Raw genomic sequence first — 16466 nt, 5'->3', positions numbered from 1 at the left:
TGCTATGGGTCAAAAATTACTGACCAATAGCTTGTGGCTGTAAGCCTTTAACAGGGACCACTTCTTGTAAATGAGTGCGTACCGTGTCAATAGGGAATTTTTGCGCTTGTAGACGCTTTGGAATAATTTGACTGCCTTGTTGACCCTGCATTTCAAACAGCATAAAAATATAGTCATCTGTTTCTTCCCAGCTTTTTACCGCAGTCCAGGGAATAACTGCTTGCTGTGTGGCCGAGCCACGCATTTGCATACCGCGCATCGCTTTATTTTGCTGCAGACCAGCATTTGGAGAAGGCATGGCCATGATTAAGCCATGCTTCTGTACCCCAAGTTTCAGCTGTTTCATCTCATCAGGCATTTCTTGTTCAGCCATCTGCTTTTCAAACTCTCTTTGCACATACCACTTCATACCAATGGTACGTACCAATAAATACACCACCACCAAAATTAGCATCAAATAAAAGATAAAAGTTGAGTAGCCTTTGACATAAACAAGCCCCGCTATAGACACTGCTATTACAATGGCCATAATGATCCATTCTTTCATCTTAATATTTTTTAAGCCAAAAGAAGGATTGGTTTTTTCAAATAACTCAAATTGTGCTTGGTGAAACTCTTCTTCTGTTAGATTGATATCAACAGGTTGGAGGGTGTAAGGGTAAAGAGCCATATAATTACTCGAATAGGATGTTAATTGAACAAAAAGTAAAATTAAAATGACATGATTTTGGTAAAAGTACGATGTCATTAAGATAATTGAGATAGTGTTGCTATCTTACCGAAAACTGGGGCCAATTGAAACTTTAAAGCTTAATGTGAGGGGTTAAATTTTAGGACCTATTTGATTATCTGCAAACGCAGGACGGCAGGTTAAAGCAAATTGGCTCTGAAAAAATAGCGATTTGAGGCAAAGAGATTACAAGATTGTATAATTTTATAAAGATTTTAGGGGCATATCGCTGTTTTGACATGGTCAAAAATGCTTGGTCTTGGTATCATAGATAACATTATTTAGGCATCCAATCTTTGGGCGGTTTTACAGACAACCGCACTTTATATTTATCATAAAAGCGGAAGTAAGTTACGCTTAATTTTATGACTATGATTTGCCATAGAGCGTCTGGTCGTAAGGAGTGCCTGTTTCCGAATTAATACCTAATCTAGTTGTTGATAAGTCTAGTTATTGGCTAGATTTCTATTTATTTAAAAAAATATTACCTGTTTAAGTTAAACCTCTACTATTTCATATTTTAATACTCTAATACTAATACTCTAATAAAAGGTGTCACATGATTGATCCTAAGTTATTACGCCAAGATTTGACCGAATTAAAACAGAAGCTTGCCAAAAGAGGCTATGAGCTAGACGTGGATTTTTGGCAACAAATGGAATCACAGCGTAAATCACTTCAGGTGTTAACCGAAGATTTGCAGGCCAAGCGTAATGCCGGTGCCAAACAAGTCGGTGCTCTAAAGAAAAATGGCGAAGATGCGAGTGAGTTACTGGCCGAGATGCAATCAATCAGTGGTGACATCAAAAAAGCGGAAGAAGACTTAAAAACACTACAAGATAAAATCAATGAAGCGGCATTACAAATTCCGAATATCCCAGCCGATGATGTGCCAGACGGTGAGTCAGAAGAAGACAACCTTGAAGTGCGTAAATGGGGTACACCACGTCAATTTGACTTTGAGATTAAAGATCATACCGATGTGGGTGAAGGCTTAGGTCAATTAGACTTTGCAGCAGCAGCCAAACTAACCGGCAGTCGCTTTAATGTATTGACTGGTCAATTGGCCCAGTTACATAGAGCTTTAATTCAGTTTATGCTGAACACCCATACTGTCAAATACGGTTATACCGAGTGCTATGTGCCTTATATTGTTAACTCTGATAGCTTAAAGGGTACGGGTCAGCTGCCTAAATTTGAAGAAGATTTATTTAAGTTAACCAACCACACTAATAATGATGGCATGGGTTTTTACTTAATCCCAACCGCTGAAGTACCGATGACCAACTTGGTACGTGGTGAGCGTTTGGAGGCCAGTCAATTGCCTCTTAAATTTACTGCGCACACTCCCTGCTTTAGAAGTGAAGCGGGTTCACATGGCCGTGATACCCGTGGTTTAATTCGACAGCATCAATTTGAGAAAGTAGAAATGGTAAACATTGCTACTGCTGAGCAATCTGATGAGCTATTAGAGCAAATGACTGCTCAAGCGGAATACATTTTACAGCAGTTAGAGCTGCCTTACCGTGTGGTTAAGCTGTGTACGGGTGATATGGGCTTTAGCGCCTTACGTACTTACGATATTGAAGTGTGGGTACCTAGCCAAGATACTTATCGTGAAATCTCAAGCTGCTCAAACTGTGGCGACTTCCAAGCACGTCGCATGGGCACCCGAGTCAAAGACGGCAAGAAGACAGAGCTTGCGCATACTTTAAATGGCTCAGGCTTGGCAGTGGGCCGTACCTTACTAGCCATTATGGAAAACCATCAAAATGCTGATGGTAGCATCACTATCCCTGAAGTCTTACGTCCGTTTATGGGCGGAGCGGAAACTATTACCGCTTAATTAATCCGCATCGTTTCATAAGATTTTAGAAGGGATTAACTGGTTGAAGAGCATCTCAGCTAGCCTTTAATCTTATCTTTTAATGTTTTATCGAGGATAAGCTGTAAGTGACTCGCTTGCCGCTTATCTAGTTACCCTGGCAATAACTCATTTAGTTTTAACTGACTACCAAAACCTAGGATTTTTTATGTCAACACCTATATCTGAACGCAAACTAGCTAACGCCATTCGTGTGCTTTCTTTTGATGCGGTACAAAAAGCCAACTCAGGGCACCCAGGCGCACCAATGGGTATGGCTGATATTGCTGAAGTATTGTGGCGTAAATTTTTAAAGCATAACCCTTCAAATCCAAATTGGCACAACCGCGACCGTTTTGTGTTATCTAACGGTCATGGCTCAATGCTAATTTATTCATTACTTCATTTAACAGGCTATGATGTTAGCATTGATGACTTAAAGAGTTTCCGTCAGCTACATTCAAAAACGCCTGGTCACCCAGAGCTTGGCTATACTCCAGGGGTTGAAACCACTACAGGTCCTTTAGGTCAAGGTATTGCAAACGCAGTGGGCTTCGCTATCGCTGAGAAAACCTTAGCTGCTCAGTTCAACCGTGAAGGCCACAATATCATCGATCACCACACTTACGCTTTCTTAGGTGATGGCTGTTTGATGGAAGGTATCAGCCATGAAGTGGCTTCTTTAGCCGGTACTTTAGGTCTAGGTAAATTGGTCTTCTTCTATGATGACAACGGTATTTCTATCGATGGTGAAGTAGAAGGTTGGTTCACTGACGATACTGAAAAACGCTTTGAAAGCTATGGCTGGCAAGTGCTTAAAGTAGATGGCCATGATGCCGATGCCATTACTAAAGCCACTGAACAAGCCATTGCAGAAACCAGCAAACCAAGTTTGATTATCTGTAAGACCATCATTGGCGTGGGTAGCCCGAACAAACAGGGTAAAGCGTCAAGCCATGGTGCGCCATTAGGCGATGATGAAATCGCTTTAACTCGTGATGAGTTGGCTTGGAAGCATGCACCCTTTAAATTGGCAGATGAAATCTATGAAGCTTGGGATGCCAAAGCCAAGGGTGAAGCTCTAGAGAAAAACTGGGAAGCTGACTTTGAAGCTTATAAAAAAGCTTATCCAGAGCTTGCCGCAGAGCTGCTACGTCGTCTAGAAGGCGAGCTACCAACTGACTTTGAACAACAAGCTAAAGAATACATCCAGCAGTGTCAAGAGCAAGGTGAAGACGTAGCTAGCCGTAAAGCCAGCTTCAACGCTATCAATACTTTCCAGCCTTTATTACCAGAGCTAATGGGTGGGTCAGCAGACTTAGCAGGCTCAAACCTAACGCTTTTTAAAGACGCAAAAGGCATTGAGAAAGATGCTGATGGTAACTACATCTATTATGGTGTCCGTGAATTTGGTATGACAGCTATTGCCAATGGTATCGCTATCCATGGCGGCTTTATCCCTTACGTGGCTACTTTCTTGATGTTTATGGAATACGCTCGTAACGCAGTACGTATGGGTGCATTGATGAAGCAGCGCGTTATCCATGTTTATACTCACGACTCAATCGGTCTGGGTGAAGATGGTCCTACGCATCAGCCCGTTGAGCAGTTAACCAGCTTACGTACCACCCCAAATCTGCACACTTGGCGTCCTTGTGACACTACTGAATCAGCGACAGCTTGGGCTGAAGCTTTAAAAGCTAAGAACAATCCATCTGCTCTTATCTTTAGCCGTCAAAACTTACCGCACCAGCAGCGTGACAGCGAGCAAGTGGCTAATATTGCTAAAGGCGGTTATGTATTGGCTAAAGAGAAATCTGAGCTACAAGCGATTATCATTGCTACTGGTTCAGAAGTGGGCTTAGCGATGAATGCTTATAACACATTAAGCGAGCAGGGCGTGGGCGTTCGTGTGGTATCAATGCCATGTGCTGAAGTATTCACCGCTCAAGACAGTGACTACCGTGAGTCAGTATTGCCATCAAATATCCGTGCTCGTGTAGCGGTAGAAGCGGCTCACGTTGATTACTGGTTCAAGTTTGTGGGTCTAGACGGTAAAGTTATCGGCATGACTACTTACGGTGAATCTGCGCCAGCCGGTGATCTGTTTAAAGAGTTTGGTATCACTGAAGAAGCAGTGGTAGAAGCCGTGAATAGCTTAGTGTAATAATTTAATAAGTTCATTTTCTAGATTTAATACTCAGTTATATTAAATACTAGATTAATAAAAAGAGCTGTCAGATAATTCTGGCAGCTTTTTTGTTGGCTAATGGATGGCTAAGATGACCAATGTTTTAAGGTTGCCGTAGACTAAGCTCTATAAGTGATTGGGATAAAGTGAGTTAAAAACTCCTTCACCTGCTTAAAATAAAACTTAGTTGTTTATATTATTAATTATAAAATAATATATATTTATGTATAATATTATTTTTAGGGCAAAAATAGAACTTATTTAGCCAACATTAGTTAATTAGAATAAGAGGTTAAACATGGGTTTTAAGTTTCGCTTAGTTAATACAGCAATCATGGCAACATTACTATCTGGCATAATGACAATGTTTATTACTTTTATAAATTTGGGCTGGTCAGATGCTTTTTTTAGCAATTTTTTCAATGCTTGGAAGATAGCCTTGCCAGCTGCTTTCGTTATTGTATTAATCATTGGTCAACCGGTGCAAAACCTGACTCGTAAAATTCTGGAGAAGACCCAGTAATTTCTACTTTATGTTGTAAAGGTTTTGACCTGTTAAGAAGCAATCGAATAAGAAGCAATCGAAGTCACAGGTAGATAAAGGGTTAGTTCAACCCCAGTGCTTTCTATCTCATCAGAAGCTATTTCACTGGACTCAGTTGGAAAGGACTGTAAATTGTGAATAGTGACCATGCCCCCATGGCGTTCAATAACTTGCTTGACTAGGGTAAGCCCCAAGCCAGTGCCTTTTTTTGCTTGTGTTTGAGGTTGCGGGTTATTGGCTCCTGCATTGATACTATTACTGGGCTGTCGATGGTATTGATGCGATAAACTGAAATAACGATCAAACACTTTTTCTAAAGCATATACAGGTATCAAGTCGCCATTATTAATGACAGACAGCTGAATATAGTCAATCTTATTAAAGCTCTTTAGGGTTAAATAGACGATAACTTTGCTTTTGGCAAAGTATAAAGCATTGTCTAGTACGTTTTGCAGCGCCTGGGTGATCCAAAACTCATCGGCCAGTATAAACTTAGTTTCAGGGTCGGTAATTTGGCACTGATAGTCAATTTGAACATGTTGATTTTGACGCTGCATTTCACTGCCTGAGATTAACGTTTTCATTAACGCATCTGGGTTAATGGGCTGCATGGCAAGCTTAAACGTCGGCTGCTCAATTTTGGCCAGTAATAATAGCCTATCGATTAAAGACTGCAGTTTGATGCTTTGCTCAGTAATGGTTTGACTCAACATCAGCCGATCTTCACTGTCTAAGTCGGTCTCTTCAAGCAATTCACCACTGGCTCTAATCGCGGTTAAGGGGCTTTTTAATTCATGAGTAAGGGTGTGCACATAATCGGTGACATAAGCTCTGTTTTCTAAACGGTGCTTCATGCTCTCAATAGTGTCACTAAGCTCATTAAGTTCTTTGCCTAAGTAAAAATAAGGCTTTTTAGTGTCTTGTGCCAATGACTGGGTATATCTTGTCACCAATAAAGTACTCTGACGTAGCCACCAAGCAATAAGCCCTGCCATCATTAAAGTGAGGATACTAATGATTAGTGAGGCAGTTAGCATGCGCTGACGGGTGGCATTCAGGTAAGGCAAAACAGTAGCGGTGGGTTTGCCAATACTAACCACCCCAATAATTTCCTGATTATCTGCTGAGCTATAAATAGGTTGGGCGACGTACATGATGGAGGAAGTAGAATCTTCAGGATCAGTACGTGTGGTTCTGGCGCCATATTTACCTTGTAAGGTTAGATTGACATCGTTCCAGCTTGAATAATCTTCACCTTCCGCATTTTTTTCAACAAACTCTTTGGTACTATTGCTGTCTTTGGGAAGCGAGTCATAGATAACCACTCCATGCTTATCGGTAATATAAACCCGGAAGCTACTATGAGTTTTATCGTGATACCACGAGTCAGTAGACAAAGAGGAGTCCAGCCAACCATTCTCTTTAGGGCGCTCCATATTAGATGGTTGTTTAGAGGGTTGGTTGGATTGGCGCGCTGTGTTTCTAGGCTCTGTTTCACTACTCGCTACAATCTCTGGTGCTAGAAAAGCCTTATCCAACATACTTTGGTAATGCTTGTCATATATCTCTCCCGATTCAACGGCAGATTGCAGGCTGGCGGCCAAGAGCTTTGAGGTATCAACTAAGGTGTCTTCAATAACTTGCTGAGTAATGGGACGTACATAATTAAAAAGCTGGTTGAATACCACAATGCCTGAGATGATGACGATAATACCTACCGCAATCCAAATTCTAAAAAATAGACTTAGATTGAGGATTTTTTTGGGCTTGGTATCCGGCACGATAGGCGGAATCTCTCTACCGATAGGGTGTAGCTTAGCGTACCAGTTATTTGAATTTACGGGCGGTTTTTTGTCGCTGTCTTTTGGGTCAGTCATGAAGCACAAAGTCCATAGCCTAAGCCGCGATGGGTGTGAATGATTTCTAAGTCTTGCTGGTCACTCACTTGAGCCAACTGCTTACGAATGGATTTGACATGACTGTCAATGGTACGTGCCAAACGATGATCAGGATAATCACTGATCGAGTTTAACAGCTGTTCTCGGCTAAAAACGCGTTCAGGATTGGCAAGTAAGGCCAAAAGTAGCTTACGCTCAGTATTACTAAGCTCTAATTTGTTATCGTTCCAATATAAGGTGTAGGTCAGAGGCTCATAACGCCAAGTCCCTGATTCAAGCTCGAAAAATTGCGGCTCTGTTCCCTCATTAGAATCTAGCGTTTGGCTGTCTACATTAGAAGCGGTTAATTGCTCTCGGCGCCAAATCGCTTTTAATCGAGCCACTAATTCGCGAGGACTAAAGGGTTTGGGACAGTAGTCATCACCGCCCATCTCTAGGCCCAGAATTCTATCCACTTCATCACTTCGCGCAGTCAAAAATACGATAGGCAGCTGTTTTAAAGAGCCAATACTATCGCTATGACGAATGTCTTGACATAGATTTAGGCCATCTCCATCGGGCAGACCCACATCGAGTACAATACCTGAAACCAATTGGTTTTGATCATTAAAATTCTTTAAAGTGGGAATAACACTACTGGCATTATCTAGCCAAGTCACTTGCCAGCCTTCGCGTTTGAAAGTCACTCTAAGTGAGGTGGCGATGGCCGGATCATCCTCAACAATTAAAATATGCGGGGCAGGGGAGTTGGAAGCTAATGCGTTTTGCGAGGCAGTCATGAGGGATACCAATTTATAGAACAATGAGGGTACACAGGGTATTAAATAACTTAAATATATAAGACTAAGATAGATACTATGCTATCAAAATATACTGCTAATCCTAGCATAGCCAGTGTAAAAAGAGATGTGTTTAAGATGGTCAGACTATGGAAAATTAATGAATGTGGAGAGCAGGTCGTTAGCTTGTCACATGGAATTTAGAAAAATACATTTATATTGTCATAAATCATATAAGCGCCACTAACTACCATAAGAATCAATAACAACAATCGAAATTGTTTAACAGTCATGCCTGTCAAAAACTGCTTGCCTATGTAATTGCCGAGGACAGCACCGAGTCCTAACACTAAGCCATAAATCCAAAGCTTAGCGGTTAATACCCCAAAAAAAGCGTAACTGCCAATCTGTGCGATACCGACAAAGAAAGAGTTGGCGGTTTTGGTAGCAATTAAGTCCTCTTTTGTTAGCCCAGAATTCATATAAAATGGATTGAGCACTGGGCCCAATCCACCTACCAAGGTACTGATGAATGCAACAACAAACCCTAACGGTATAAACCCTAATTTGGGCATGTTAAAGGTTTTGTCGATTTTGCCAAATTTATATTGAAAAATCGTTGAAACTAAAAATACGCCGACCAATAGCTGTATCCACTGCGCATTAAGCTTACTAAACAGAAGACCAGCTAACCAAGTACCAATCACGGCACTGGGAACATAATATTTGATAAGACCCCAATCTATGTCATGCCAAAACATGATCATCCGCGAGGGGCGAGAGATGAAAGTACCTAAATTGATGACAGGGGGAGCAGCAGGCGCGCCGATTAAAGCCGAAGTAGCAGGAATCAAAATCAGCGCCCCACCACCTCCGGAGATTGTGGAGATAACGAAGGCTAAGATACCTAGTATAAATAAGCTAGCAAGATGCCAAACCGGAATAGACTGAATCAGGGTTATAGAATCAACAAACATCAGTATTTAGCCCTCTGTTAATGTCATACTTTAGCTAAGTTTAACCTAAAAAGCTTTAGCCTAAAATATAAAATACTTTAGACTAAAGCTGAGATTGTATGACTTAAAATATAGGGTTTTGACTGTGAAGAGCTTTAAGCAGTCTATAGCCCTTTACAGTTGGCATAATAAGTAACTGTGGCAGGCCAATCAGAGAAAATACCCATAACGCCTACCTCTTGTGCTAATACGTCAATAAAGCTCATTAAGTCGCCATCATTATTTATAGCATCTTCTAGACCCGTGTAGTACCAGCCACCCCCATTTGCCAAAGGACCTGAGCGCTCGATAGACCAAGTGATTATCTTAAGGCCTGCCTTGTTTGCCTCTTTGGCATATTCAGAAGGCATCATACGACCTTTTCCATCACTGGTTACCAACAGCCATGTGGCCGGAGCAATGATATTTACACCCATGGCTTTCAACTGTTGCATTGAATGCTTCCAGGTGGTTGGATCATTCTTATCAAAAGTCTTACCCTGCGCTGTCTCATTGCTATCATCTATTAAATACACCGCATTTTTTGCAAAGTCGGGATTATTTTTTAGCCAATACTTAACGTCTTCAATATCAAATGATTGAGCAAAGACTTTGTCAGCTGGCACGCCCGCTCTTTTATAGGTGTCGATAAGCTGTTTGCGATATTGATCTTGAGTATAGTTACCAAAAGGCATTTTTTCAGCCGGAGTTTTCAGCTCAGGGGTGTGCTTCAGGCCTAGACTCTCAGTTAATTTAATGTGTTCCTCTAAGCTCAGCAGTTTGCCATTTTGGCTATATAAGTCAGTGCGCCAAGGGGCAGTTGCATTCATATATTGCTCAAGGGTTTTGGCTTTGGTATTGCCAGCGTCCATTTTTCCGCGTAGGGATTTAAACTCACTTAAAGTGATATCCGAGGTGCGACACTCGATTTTATCAGCATTGGTTAATTGACCTTTAGCGTCAAATTTTGGTGGGGTGCTACATTTTTTTGCCAAAGGCGTGGCTAGAATATTGGTTGTGGTGTGTAAGTCGTTTTGCGCATGACGACAAACCAACTGCTTATCCTTGGTAAAGGCCACATCACATTCTAAAATACCGGCTCCCATACGTGCAGCTGCTAGGTAACTATCGTAAGTATGCTCAGGGTATTGCAAAGGGGCACCGCGATGAGAAATCGAGAAGTCAGACTTCATAGCAGTTTGGCCTTCGCATGCTTTTAACTGTGTTTTCAGTGGGCTATTGTCCATGTCATCTACTAAGTATAGGGGACGGCTACCATAACTATAGCCTACTAATGACTTTGGTTTAGCAGTGGTAGGGTTTGTTGATTGGGAACTGCCTGAAGCTGTAGGGTTCTGATTAGACTCGGCCAATAAATTACTACATCCTGACAGTAATAGGCTAGATAGGCCAAAACACAGTCCCGTAGCTAGTATTATTTTGTTTTTAACAGCAGGTGCATTATAGTTGTTGTTATTACAGTGGGTATCCAAATTATTATTAGCTTTATTCCTATAAAATGACATTCAAGCTTCCTTATAAATAGGTGTGTTAATATTGGCAACTATGAGATAACTTTAGCCTGTAAAGTAGCTTAAATAATTGACAGTTTTATGACATTTGGCTTTTTTAAAGAACAGACATTGATAACAAGTAATAAAGGATCGTTATGACGCAATATTTAGACTGTGTAATCGTAGAGCATAATCCCTCAAACAAGACCATTGATAAGTCAGTAATTTGGCTACATGGCTTAGGGGCTAATGGTCATGATTTTGAACCGGTAGTGCCTGAGCTAGGGCTGGGCTCAGAGATGGCAGTGCGTTTTGTTTTTCCACATGCCCCGCAAATCCCAGTCACCATTAATGGAGGAATGGTGATGCCGGCTTGGTACGATATTTTAGAAATGAGCTTGAATCGTAAGGTCGATGTGGAGCAAATCCAGAAGTCTGCAGAGGCCATCAAGGATTTGATCCAACGTGAAATTGAGCGGGGTGTTAATCCAGAAAATATCGTTATTGCTGGTTTCTCACAAGGCGGAGCGATAGCCTATCAAGTGGCGCTAACTTACCCTCAGCGTCTAGCAGGCTTAATGGCTTTATCTACCTATTTAGCGATTGATGAGCCATCAACCTATACGGCTATTAATAAAGACTTGCCTATCAAGATTGACCATGGCACCCAAGATCCTGTAGTACCCGTGGTACTGGGTCAGATGGCTAATGAGAGTCTAACCAATCAAGGCTATCAAGTGGAGTTTAATACTTACCCTATGGCACACCAAGTTTGTCTACCACAGATTAAGGCCATTGGGCAGTGGCTAACCAATGTGCTGTAAAGGCTGTGGGCTTACCTGCTTATCGATATCAGTCGCGACATCTTTATCATAAGAAATGTCACTGGCCCACTAGGCTTGTAGCCAATCTTATAGCTACAAGTCTAGGCTTGGTAATATTTTTGGGCCTAATGCAGCCTGCTGTGGCCGCTGAGTATTACAATTGCTCAAACCCTAATGGCTGTCAACTAATCTCTAGTATTGAGCCAAAAGATGACTCGACCGCTACACAATATCCAGTAGTATTGGCCCATGGGCTGGGTGGGTTTAATACTTTATTTGGTCTATTGGGTTATTTTAATGGCATCCCACAGGCTCTGATGCAAGGGGGTAGTGAGGTCTATGTCACCAAAACTTCTGCCATCCATGATGCTGAGTTTCGAGGCGAGCAGTTACTACAGCAGGTACAAACCATTGCTGCAGTGACTGGCAAGCAGAAAGTGAACTTAATTGGTCATAGTTTGGGCGGGATAGATATTCGCTATGTCGCAGCTGTTGCGCCTGAGCATGTGGCTTCAATCACTGCGGTGGCAAGCCCAGAGCAGGGCTCAAAAATGGCAGACTGGGTATTGAAGTTAATTACCGAAAGCAGTGCAAGATCCGGTTACCCTGAGGGTGAGTACAACTTATTAGGCAGGGCACTTATTTCTTACCATAAATTTTTGGGAAGATTTTTGGATGTGGGCTCTGGCATTAGTCTAAAGCAACTGCAGCAACAAGACTCATTACGAGCAGTGACTGGGCTTACTAGCGACTATATGGCTGAGTATTATAACCTTAAGTATCCAGCAGCTATGCCTAGTGAGTACTGTGGACAGCCACCGCAGGACTATGTCGTCAATGGCATCCCTTATTACTCATTTTCAGGAGTAGGGACCATTACCAGTGGTTTAGACCCAAGTGATTATGTCTTAGCTTTAACCGGCCTTACTTTTGGCAAAGACGACCCCAATGATGGCCTAGTTTCTGCATGCTCCAGTCGTTTGGGTTATGTCATTCGTGATGATTATAAGATGAATCATTTGGACTCAGTCAATCAGTTTTTGGGATTGGTTGCTTGGGGAGAGGTGGATCCGGTATCGGTTTATCGCAGTCAGGTTAATCGCTTAAAAAATGAAGGTCTTTAGGTAGACAATCAAATAAGAGAGAGCAAAGATGATAAACAAGCCAAATCGTAAAGGGTTTTGGCTATTGCTGGCTGGGCTAATTATGTTGGCAGTATTGGCTCTATTAGTGCTGATGGTAAAGCTTAATGCCAATAAGCAGTCAACCAATACTAAATCTGAAACCTCTACTTCTGAGACTATAGAGACTAGTAATTCGATACAGGATTCTGACCCTGAGCAATCAATAGAAGACCTGCCTTATCGCCCTGATAACTTTATAACAGGGGTAGAGGACTTGCCACGGTCGCTACAAGGCACCGAGGTAGATGGCGAAATTATCATTAATGATAAAGCACAGTTGGTGGCCACTCGAGGACTCAGACGATTATATGATTACTTTCTTTCTGCCTTAGGGGAAGAGGAGAGTGAGACTATCGATGCTCGGGTAGAAGCCTATATTTTAAATACCACACCTCAGCCCGCTGCCAATGAAGCCATCAAGCTATATTATCAATATCAAACCTATTTAAAGCAAGTTGCTGCGATTCAAAGCCAATCTAATAAGCCAGCCAACTCTATCGAAGCTATTGAAAAACAACAACAACAAGTAAAAACGGTTAGACGTCAGTTATTCACACCTAAAGTTGAAGCAGCTTTTTTTAGTACTGAAGATCAGTTGCAAGCATATAATAAGCAGATGCTAAAAATAGCTCAAGATAAGTCATTATCTAATGCTGAAAAACAGCAAGCTAAACAAAGATATTTGCAAAATCTACCGGGTTCTTTAACCAAGAAACAAGCAGAGCAACAAGCCAATTTACAGCAGCTCATGACCCGAACCGAACAGATGAAAAAGCGAGGCGCTAATGATCAGCAACTGCTTGAGATGCGTACCGAACTGGTGGGGATAGAAGCAGCACACAGATTGGCAGAATTAGATAAGCAGACTCAAGATTTTGACCGCCGTTTTGAGAGTTATCAACAACAAAAGCAACAGATAACAGACTCGAATGTTTCAGCTTCTGAGAAGCAGCAACAGATAGCAGCTTTAGAGAAAAGGTTATTTAGTGACAATGAGCAAAAACGTTTGGTAGGCTATGAGCAGTTTAAAAATCAGTCCCAATAGAGCGGTCAATCAAGCTCGATTTATTATTTAGGCATTAATCGCCAAAATAAAAGACTTAAAATGGCTATAACTAGCAAAATAACAAAGACACGTTTAACCCAGTAAGGGACCATAGGCGGTTTATAACCCATGGAGTTTAGACGATTGTCTAAGCCACTATTTAGAGATTGTAGTTTTGGGTTATCTTTAATGGGCTGATTGCCTTGTCTGATACCCTGCCTTTTATTTTGTTTTTGGCTAATGGCTTCAACTTTTTTGTTCTGTTGCTGCTTTATGCTCTGCTCATAATCATCAATTAAGTCTTTGGCCTCACTCATACTTATATTTTGCTCTTCAGACAATGACTTTATGGCCAATACCAAATTGTTTTTTTCGACCATTTGAGCAATGTGTTTTGGCAATTTATTGGACGTGTTCTTATTGTGCATAGTCAGTCTCATTAAAGCATTAGCAAGTAAGATGGGATATAGTGAAGATTGTAAGTTGTTAATAATGACCAATTATATAGTAAAACTCTAGTGAAATTTAGGGCATAAAAAAAGGCGCTTTGAATTAGAACTCAAAGTGCCTTTTTTTAATTAGCTTAATTGGTTATTGATATAGCCAATAGCTTTTTAGATTATTTGTCTTTCCAGCGCTGGATCGCTTCTTTGATAACTTCTTTAGCCTCTTCAACATCGCCCCATGACTCAACAACTGTAGTGCCTGCTTTTTTCAGGTCTTTATAGTGGCTGAAATGGAACTCGATTTGTTCGATTAGACGTTTTGGTAGGTCTTCTAAGCTATTGTAAGCGTTACCGTTGTTACGGTCATCAGCTGGAACCACAACTACTTTGTCATCTACTTCGCCGTCATCAACGAACTTCATTACACCAATAACTTTAGCCTTTAAGAAGATGCCTGTGGTTAAAGGCTGTTCAGTGATGATTAAAGCGTCTAACTCATCGCCATCTTCATCAAGAGTTTGAGGGATGAAACCATAGTTACATGGCTTAGCGAAAATAGCAGGTTCTACGCGATCTAATTCAAATACAGCCAGCTCACGGTTCCATTCGATTTTGTGGTTACTGCCCGTAGGAATCTCAACTACAACGTTAATCTCGCCGCCGTCAACATCACCTGCATCTAAAATTACGTTAAAATCTGCCATTTTTTTCTCCGTTATAAGCTCGTAAAGAGCATTGAATTGTAATAGTTTTAAATTTCATGCTGATTATAACAACTTTTAGATGAATGCCAAGTTATGAGAATATTCCAAATAAACATTTGTCACAGATAAAAAGCCTTTTTAGTGCTGTTATTACTTAGAAAATATTAAGATAAAAAAATAAGAGCCCACTAAAAGTGAGCTCTCATTTATACACCACAAGTAGAGTAGAGCTTAAAAGTGGTATCTTTCTGACCAACCTGCTTTTAAACTTCAAACTTTTTAACTTTGGGTGCATAAAAACCCAAGTTAAAAAAGCTTAGATTTTTTGTTCTACTTTATCAGCAGTTTTAGTAACGCCTTCACCTGCTTTAGACACGTCCTGACCGAAGCCTTTGAAAGTGTTACAACCAGATAATACGATTAATGCAGTTAAAGATGCAAAAGCTAACTTTTTCATGTTGAGTCCTTAATATAAATCAAAAAAATGCTAAAATTTCATCACCAAGTGATAAGGATAAAATTATATTTTAACCTAAAAGTAATTTAAAACTTCTTAAAAAACTTAGGGTTAAATACTTAAGTTCAATTACTAAGTCTTAGAAACATAAGCGTCATCCTTAATTACATAGTATATCAATTTGAAGGGAGGCGACAACATATTAATGTGTGTAATTTAACTAAAACTGTCATAGAATTGTAAATTTGAAATCTAAACTCATTGATATTTAAGAAAGTTTGATTAAGGGCAAAATCTTATGACGATTCACATTGTACTTGTGCATCCTAGAATTCCAAATAATACAGGCAGTGCCATTCGCTTATGTGCAAATACAGGGGCACAATTGCATTTGGTTGAACCTTTAGGTTTTGACCTAGAAGACAAGAAGTTACGCCGAGCGGGTCTCGATTATCATGAGTACGCTAAGATGAAGGTGCATAAAAACTGGCAAGCGGCAAAAGAGGCACTAAAAGAAGCGGGTTGTGAGCGTATGGTCGCCCTAACCACCAAGCTAAGCCATCCTTTTTATGATTATGACTTTAGTTCAAGCCAGTCAGATGGTTCTCAGCAAGACATTGCTTTGATTTTTGGTTCAGAAACGGCAGGACTGGCTGATGACATCCGAGAAGATATTGGCCCTGAAAACTGGTTAAGGCTACCTATGCTGCCTGATTCACGTAGTTTGAATTTGGCCAATAGTATCAGCATTTGTTTGTATGAGGTTTGGCGTCAGCAAGGCTTTTTTGGTGATGAAGGTCGCAGCACCGGTTATACTGAATTAACGCCTTATGACCCTAAATAAAGGTAATTGTTAAATAAATTACTATAAAAGATTTACAAACAGTTTGGCGGTTTTGGTAAGCCTGCGATGCGATTAACATGGCGGGCAACCAAACCGGTGTTAAACATCTGTTGTAGTAATTGATTGCTAATTTGCATCTCGGGTAATGTTTTCATCAAATATTTAATCAATGGGCGGGTAGAGGGCGGATGATTAAATTCAGTATGAAACGCACGTACTTGCTGCAAAATACGATAGTGATCGTCAGTTAATGTAACGGCCAATGTGTCGGCCAACTGCTGAGCCACTTCAGGCGTCCATAGGTTATGATCGAGTAAATGACCTTCTTCATCCAACTCTAATGTCAAATCTTGGCTCTCCAAACTTTTTGTGGCTAAATTTTTATTAAGCTCAGTATTTGATGGGTGGTTGCCATTGGAGGTGTTGCTGCTATCAAAAGTAGAAGAT

The 16466-nt window shown here is 40.8% G+C and carries 16 protein-coding genes; 7 read left to right on the top strand and 9 right to left on the bottom strand.

Going from position 1 to position 16466, the window contains the following annotated elements; all coding sequences use genetic code 11:
- Nucleotides 1-16: 16 nt before the first annotated feature.
- Nucleotides 17-670, bottom strand: coding sequence for a YcxB family protein (locus B3S92_RS06240; RefSeq protein ID WP_077451136.1), 654 nt, complete (start codon nucleotides 668-670; stop codon nucleotides 17-19).
- 619 nt (nucleotides 671-1289) lie between these two features.
- On the opposite strand from B3S92_RS06240, the gene serS reads away from it, so the two are divergent.
- From serS to B3S92_RS06225, 3 genes are all read left to right on the top strand, one after another.
- On the top strand, nucleotides 1290-2576 hold the full coding sequence (gene serS, locus B3S92_RS06235; RefSeq protein WP_296203913.1) for a serine--tRNA ligase: 1287 nt from the start codon (nucleotides 1290-1292) through the stop codon (nucleotides 2574-2576).
- Between the two features lie 187 nt (nucleotides 2577-2763).
- Nucleotides 2764-4761: a transketolase gene (tkt, locus tag B3S92_RS06230; RefSeq protein ID WP_296203910.1), complete on the top strand. Its 1998-nt coding sequence runs from the start codon at nucleotides 2764-2766 to the stop codon at nucleotides 4759-4761.
- Between the two features lie 322 nt (nucleotides 4762-5083).
- Nucleotides 5084-5308 (top strand): DUF2798 domain-containing protein, encoded by a 225-nt coding sequence (locus B3S92_RS06225; protein WP_296203907.1) that lies wholly within the window; start codon nucleotides 5084-5086, stop codon nucleotides 5306-5308.
- Between the two features lie 32 nt (nucleotides 5309-5340).
- Here the strand turns inward: B3S92_RS06225 and creC are convergent, their stop codons facing one another.
- The 4 genes from creC to B3S92_RS06205 all read right to left on the bottom strand — a co-directional run bounded on the left by creC (nucleotide 5341) and on the right by B3S92_RS06205 (nucleotide 10527).
- Entirely contained in the window at nucleotides 5341-7206 is a 1866-nt protein-coding gene (gene creC / locus B3S92_RS06220) for a two-component system sensor histidine kinase CreC (protein ID WP_296203905.1), read from the bottom strand.
- Nucleotides 7203-8006 carry a response regulator transcription factor gene (locus tag B3S92_RS06215; protein ID WP_077451141.1) on the bottom strand — a complete coding sequence of 268 codons (804 nt, stop codon included), beginning with the start codon at nucleotides 8004-8006 and terminating at the stop codon, nucleotides 7203-7205. Before B3S92_RS06215 ends, creC begins: the two co-directional genes overlap by 4 nt.
- A 200-nt stretch (nucleotides 8007-8206) precedes the next feature.
- Nucleotides 8207-8983: a sulfite exporter TauE/SafE family protein gene (locus tag B3S92_RS06210; RefSeq protein WP_296203901.1), complete on the bottom strand. Its 777-nt coding sequence runs from the start codon at nucleotides 8981-8983 to the stop codon at nucleotides 8207-8209.
- A 143-nt stretch (nucleotides 8984-9126) separates the two neighbouring features.
- Entirely contained in the window at nucleotides 9127-10527 is a 1401-nt protein-coding gene (locus tag B3S92_RS06205) for a glycerophosphodiester phosphodiesterase family protein (protein WP_296203898.1), read from the bottom strand.
- Between the two features lie 143 nt (nucleotides 10528-10670).
- Between B3S92_RS06205 and B3S92_RS06200 the strand changes: the two genes are divergently transcribed.
- The 3 genes from B3S92_RS06200 (at nucleotide 10671) to B3S92_RS06190 (ending at nucleotide 13568) form a co-directional block, all read left to right on the top strand.
- Entirely contained in the window at nucleotides 10671-11339 is a 669-nt protein-coding gene (locus B3S92_RS06200) for an alpha/beta hydrolase (RefSeq protein ID WP_296203897.1), read from the top strand.
- A gap of 89 nt (nucleotides 11340-11428) precedes the next feature.
- Nucleotides 11429-12463 carry an esterase/lipase family protein gene (locus tag B3S92_RS06195; protein WP_296204033.1) on the top strand — a complete coding sequence of 345 codons (1035 nt, stop codon included), beginning with the start codon at nucleotides 11429-11431 and terminating at the stop codon, nucleotides 12461-12463.
- A 28-nt stretch (nucleotides 12464-12491) separates the two neighbouring features.
- A complete protein-coding gene (locus tag B3S92_RS06190; protein ID WP_296203895.1) occupies nucleotides 12492-13568 on the top strand; it encodes a lipase secretion chaperone in 1077 nt (358 codons plus the stop codon).
- Between the two features lie 23 nt (nucleotides 13569-13591).
- On the opposite strand, the gene B3S92_RS06185 is transcribed toward B3S92_RS06190, so the two are convergent.
- From B3S92_RS06185 to B3S92_RS06175, 3 genes are all read right to left on the bottom strand, one after another.
- Complete coding sequence (locus tag B3S92_RS06185) at nucleotides 13592-13996, bottom strand: hypothetical protein (protein WP_296203894.1); 405 nt, start codon at nucleotides 13994-13996, stop codon at nucleotides 13592-13594.
- 191 nt (nucleotides 13997-14187) lie between these two features.
- Nucleotides 14188-14718: an inorganic diphosphatase gene (locus B3S92_RS06180; RefSeq protein WP_077451146.1), complete on the bottom strand. Its 531-nt coding sequence runs from the start codon at nucleotides 14716-14718 to the stop codon at nucleotides 14188-14190.
- 316 nt (nucleotides 14719-15034) lie between these two features.
- Nucleotides 15035-15175: an entericidin A/B family lipoprotein gene (locus B3S92_RS06175; RefSeq protein ID WP_077451147.1), complete on the bottom strand. Its 141-nt coding sequence runs from the start codon at nucleotides 15173-15175 to the stop codon at nucleotides 15035-15037.
- 298 nt (nucleotides 15176-15473) lie between these two features.
- Here B3S92_RS06175 and B3S92_RS06170 point away from each other — a divergent pair, with 298 nt between their 5' ends.
- Nucleotides 15474-16019, top strand: a complete 546-nt coding sequence (locus tag B3S92_RS06170) for a tRNA (cytidine(34)-2'-O)-methyltransferase (protein ID WP_296203890.1) — start codon at nucleotides 15474-15476, stop codon at nucleotides 16017-16019.
- A gap of 32 nt (nucleotides 16020-16051) precedes the next feature.
- Here the strand turns inward: B3S92_RS06170 and B3S92_RS06165 are convergent, their stop codons facing one another.
- Nucleotides 16052-16366 (bottom strand): TusE/DsrC/DsvC family sulfur relay protein, encoded by a 315-nt coding sequence (locus B3S92_RS06165; RefSeq protein ID WP_296204031.1) that lies wholly within the window; start codon nucleotides 16364-16366, stop codon nucleotides 16052-16054.
- Nucleotides 16367-16466 lie beyond the last annotated feature (100 nt).

The sequence above is a fragment of the Psychrobacter sp. UBA3962 genome (assembly GCF_002385225.1).
Lineage (GTDB): Bacteria > Pseudomonadota > Gammaproteobacteria > Pseudomonadales > Moraxellaceae > Psychrobacter.
This window is presented reverse-complemented; position numbering and strand designations above follow the sequence as displayed.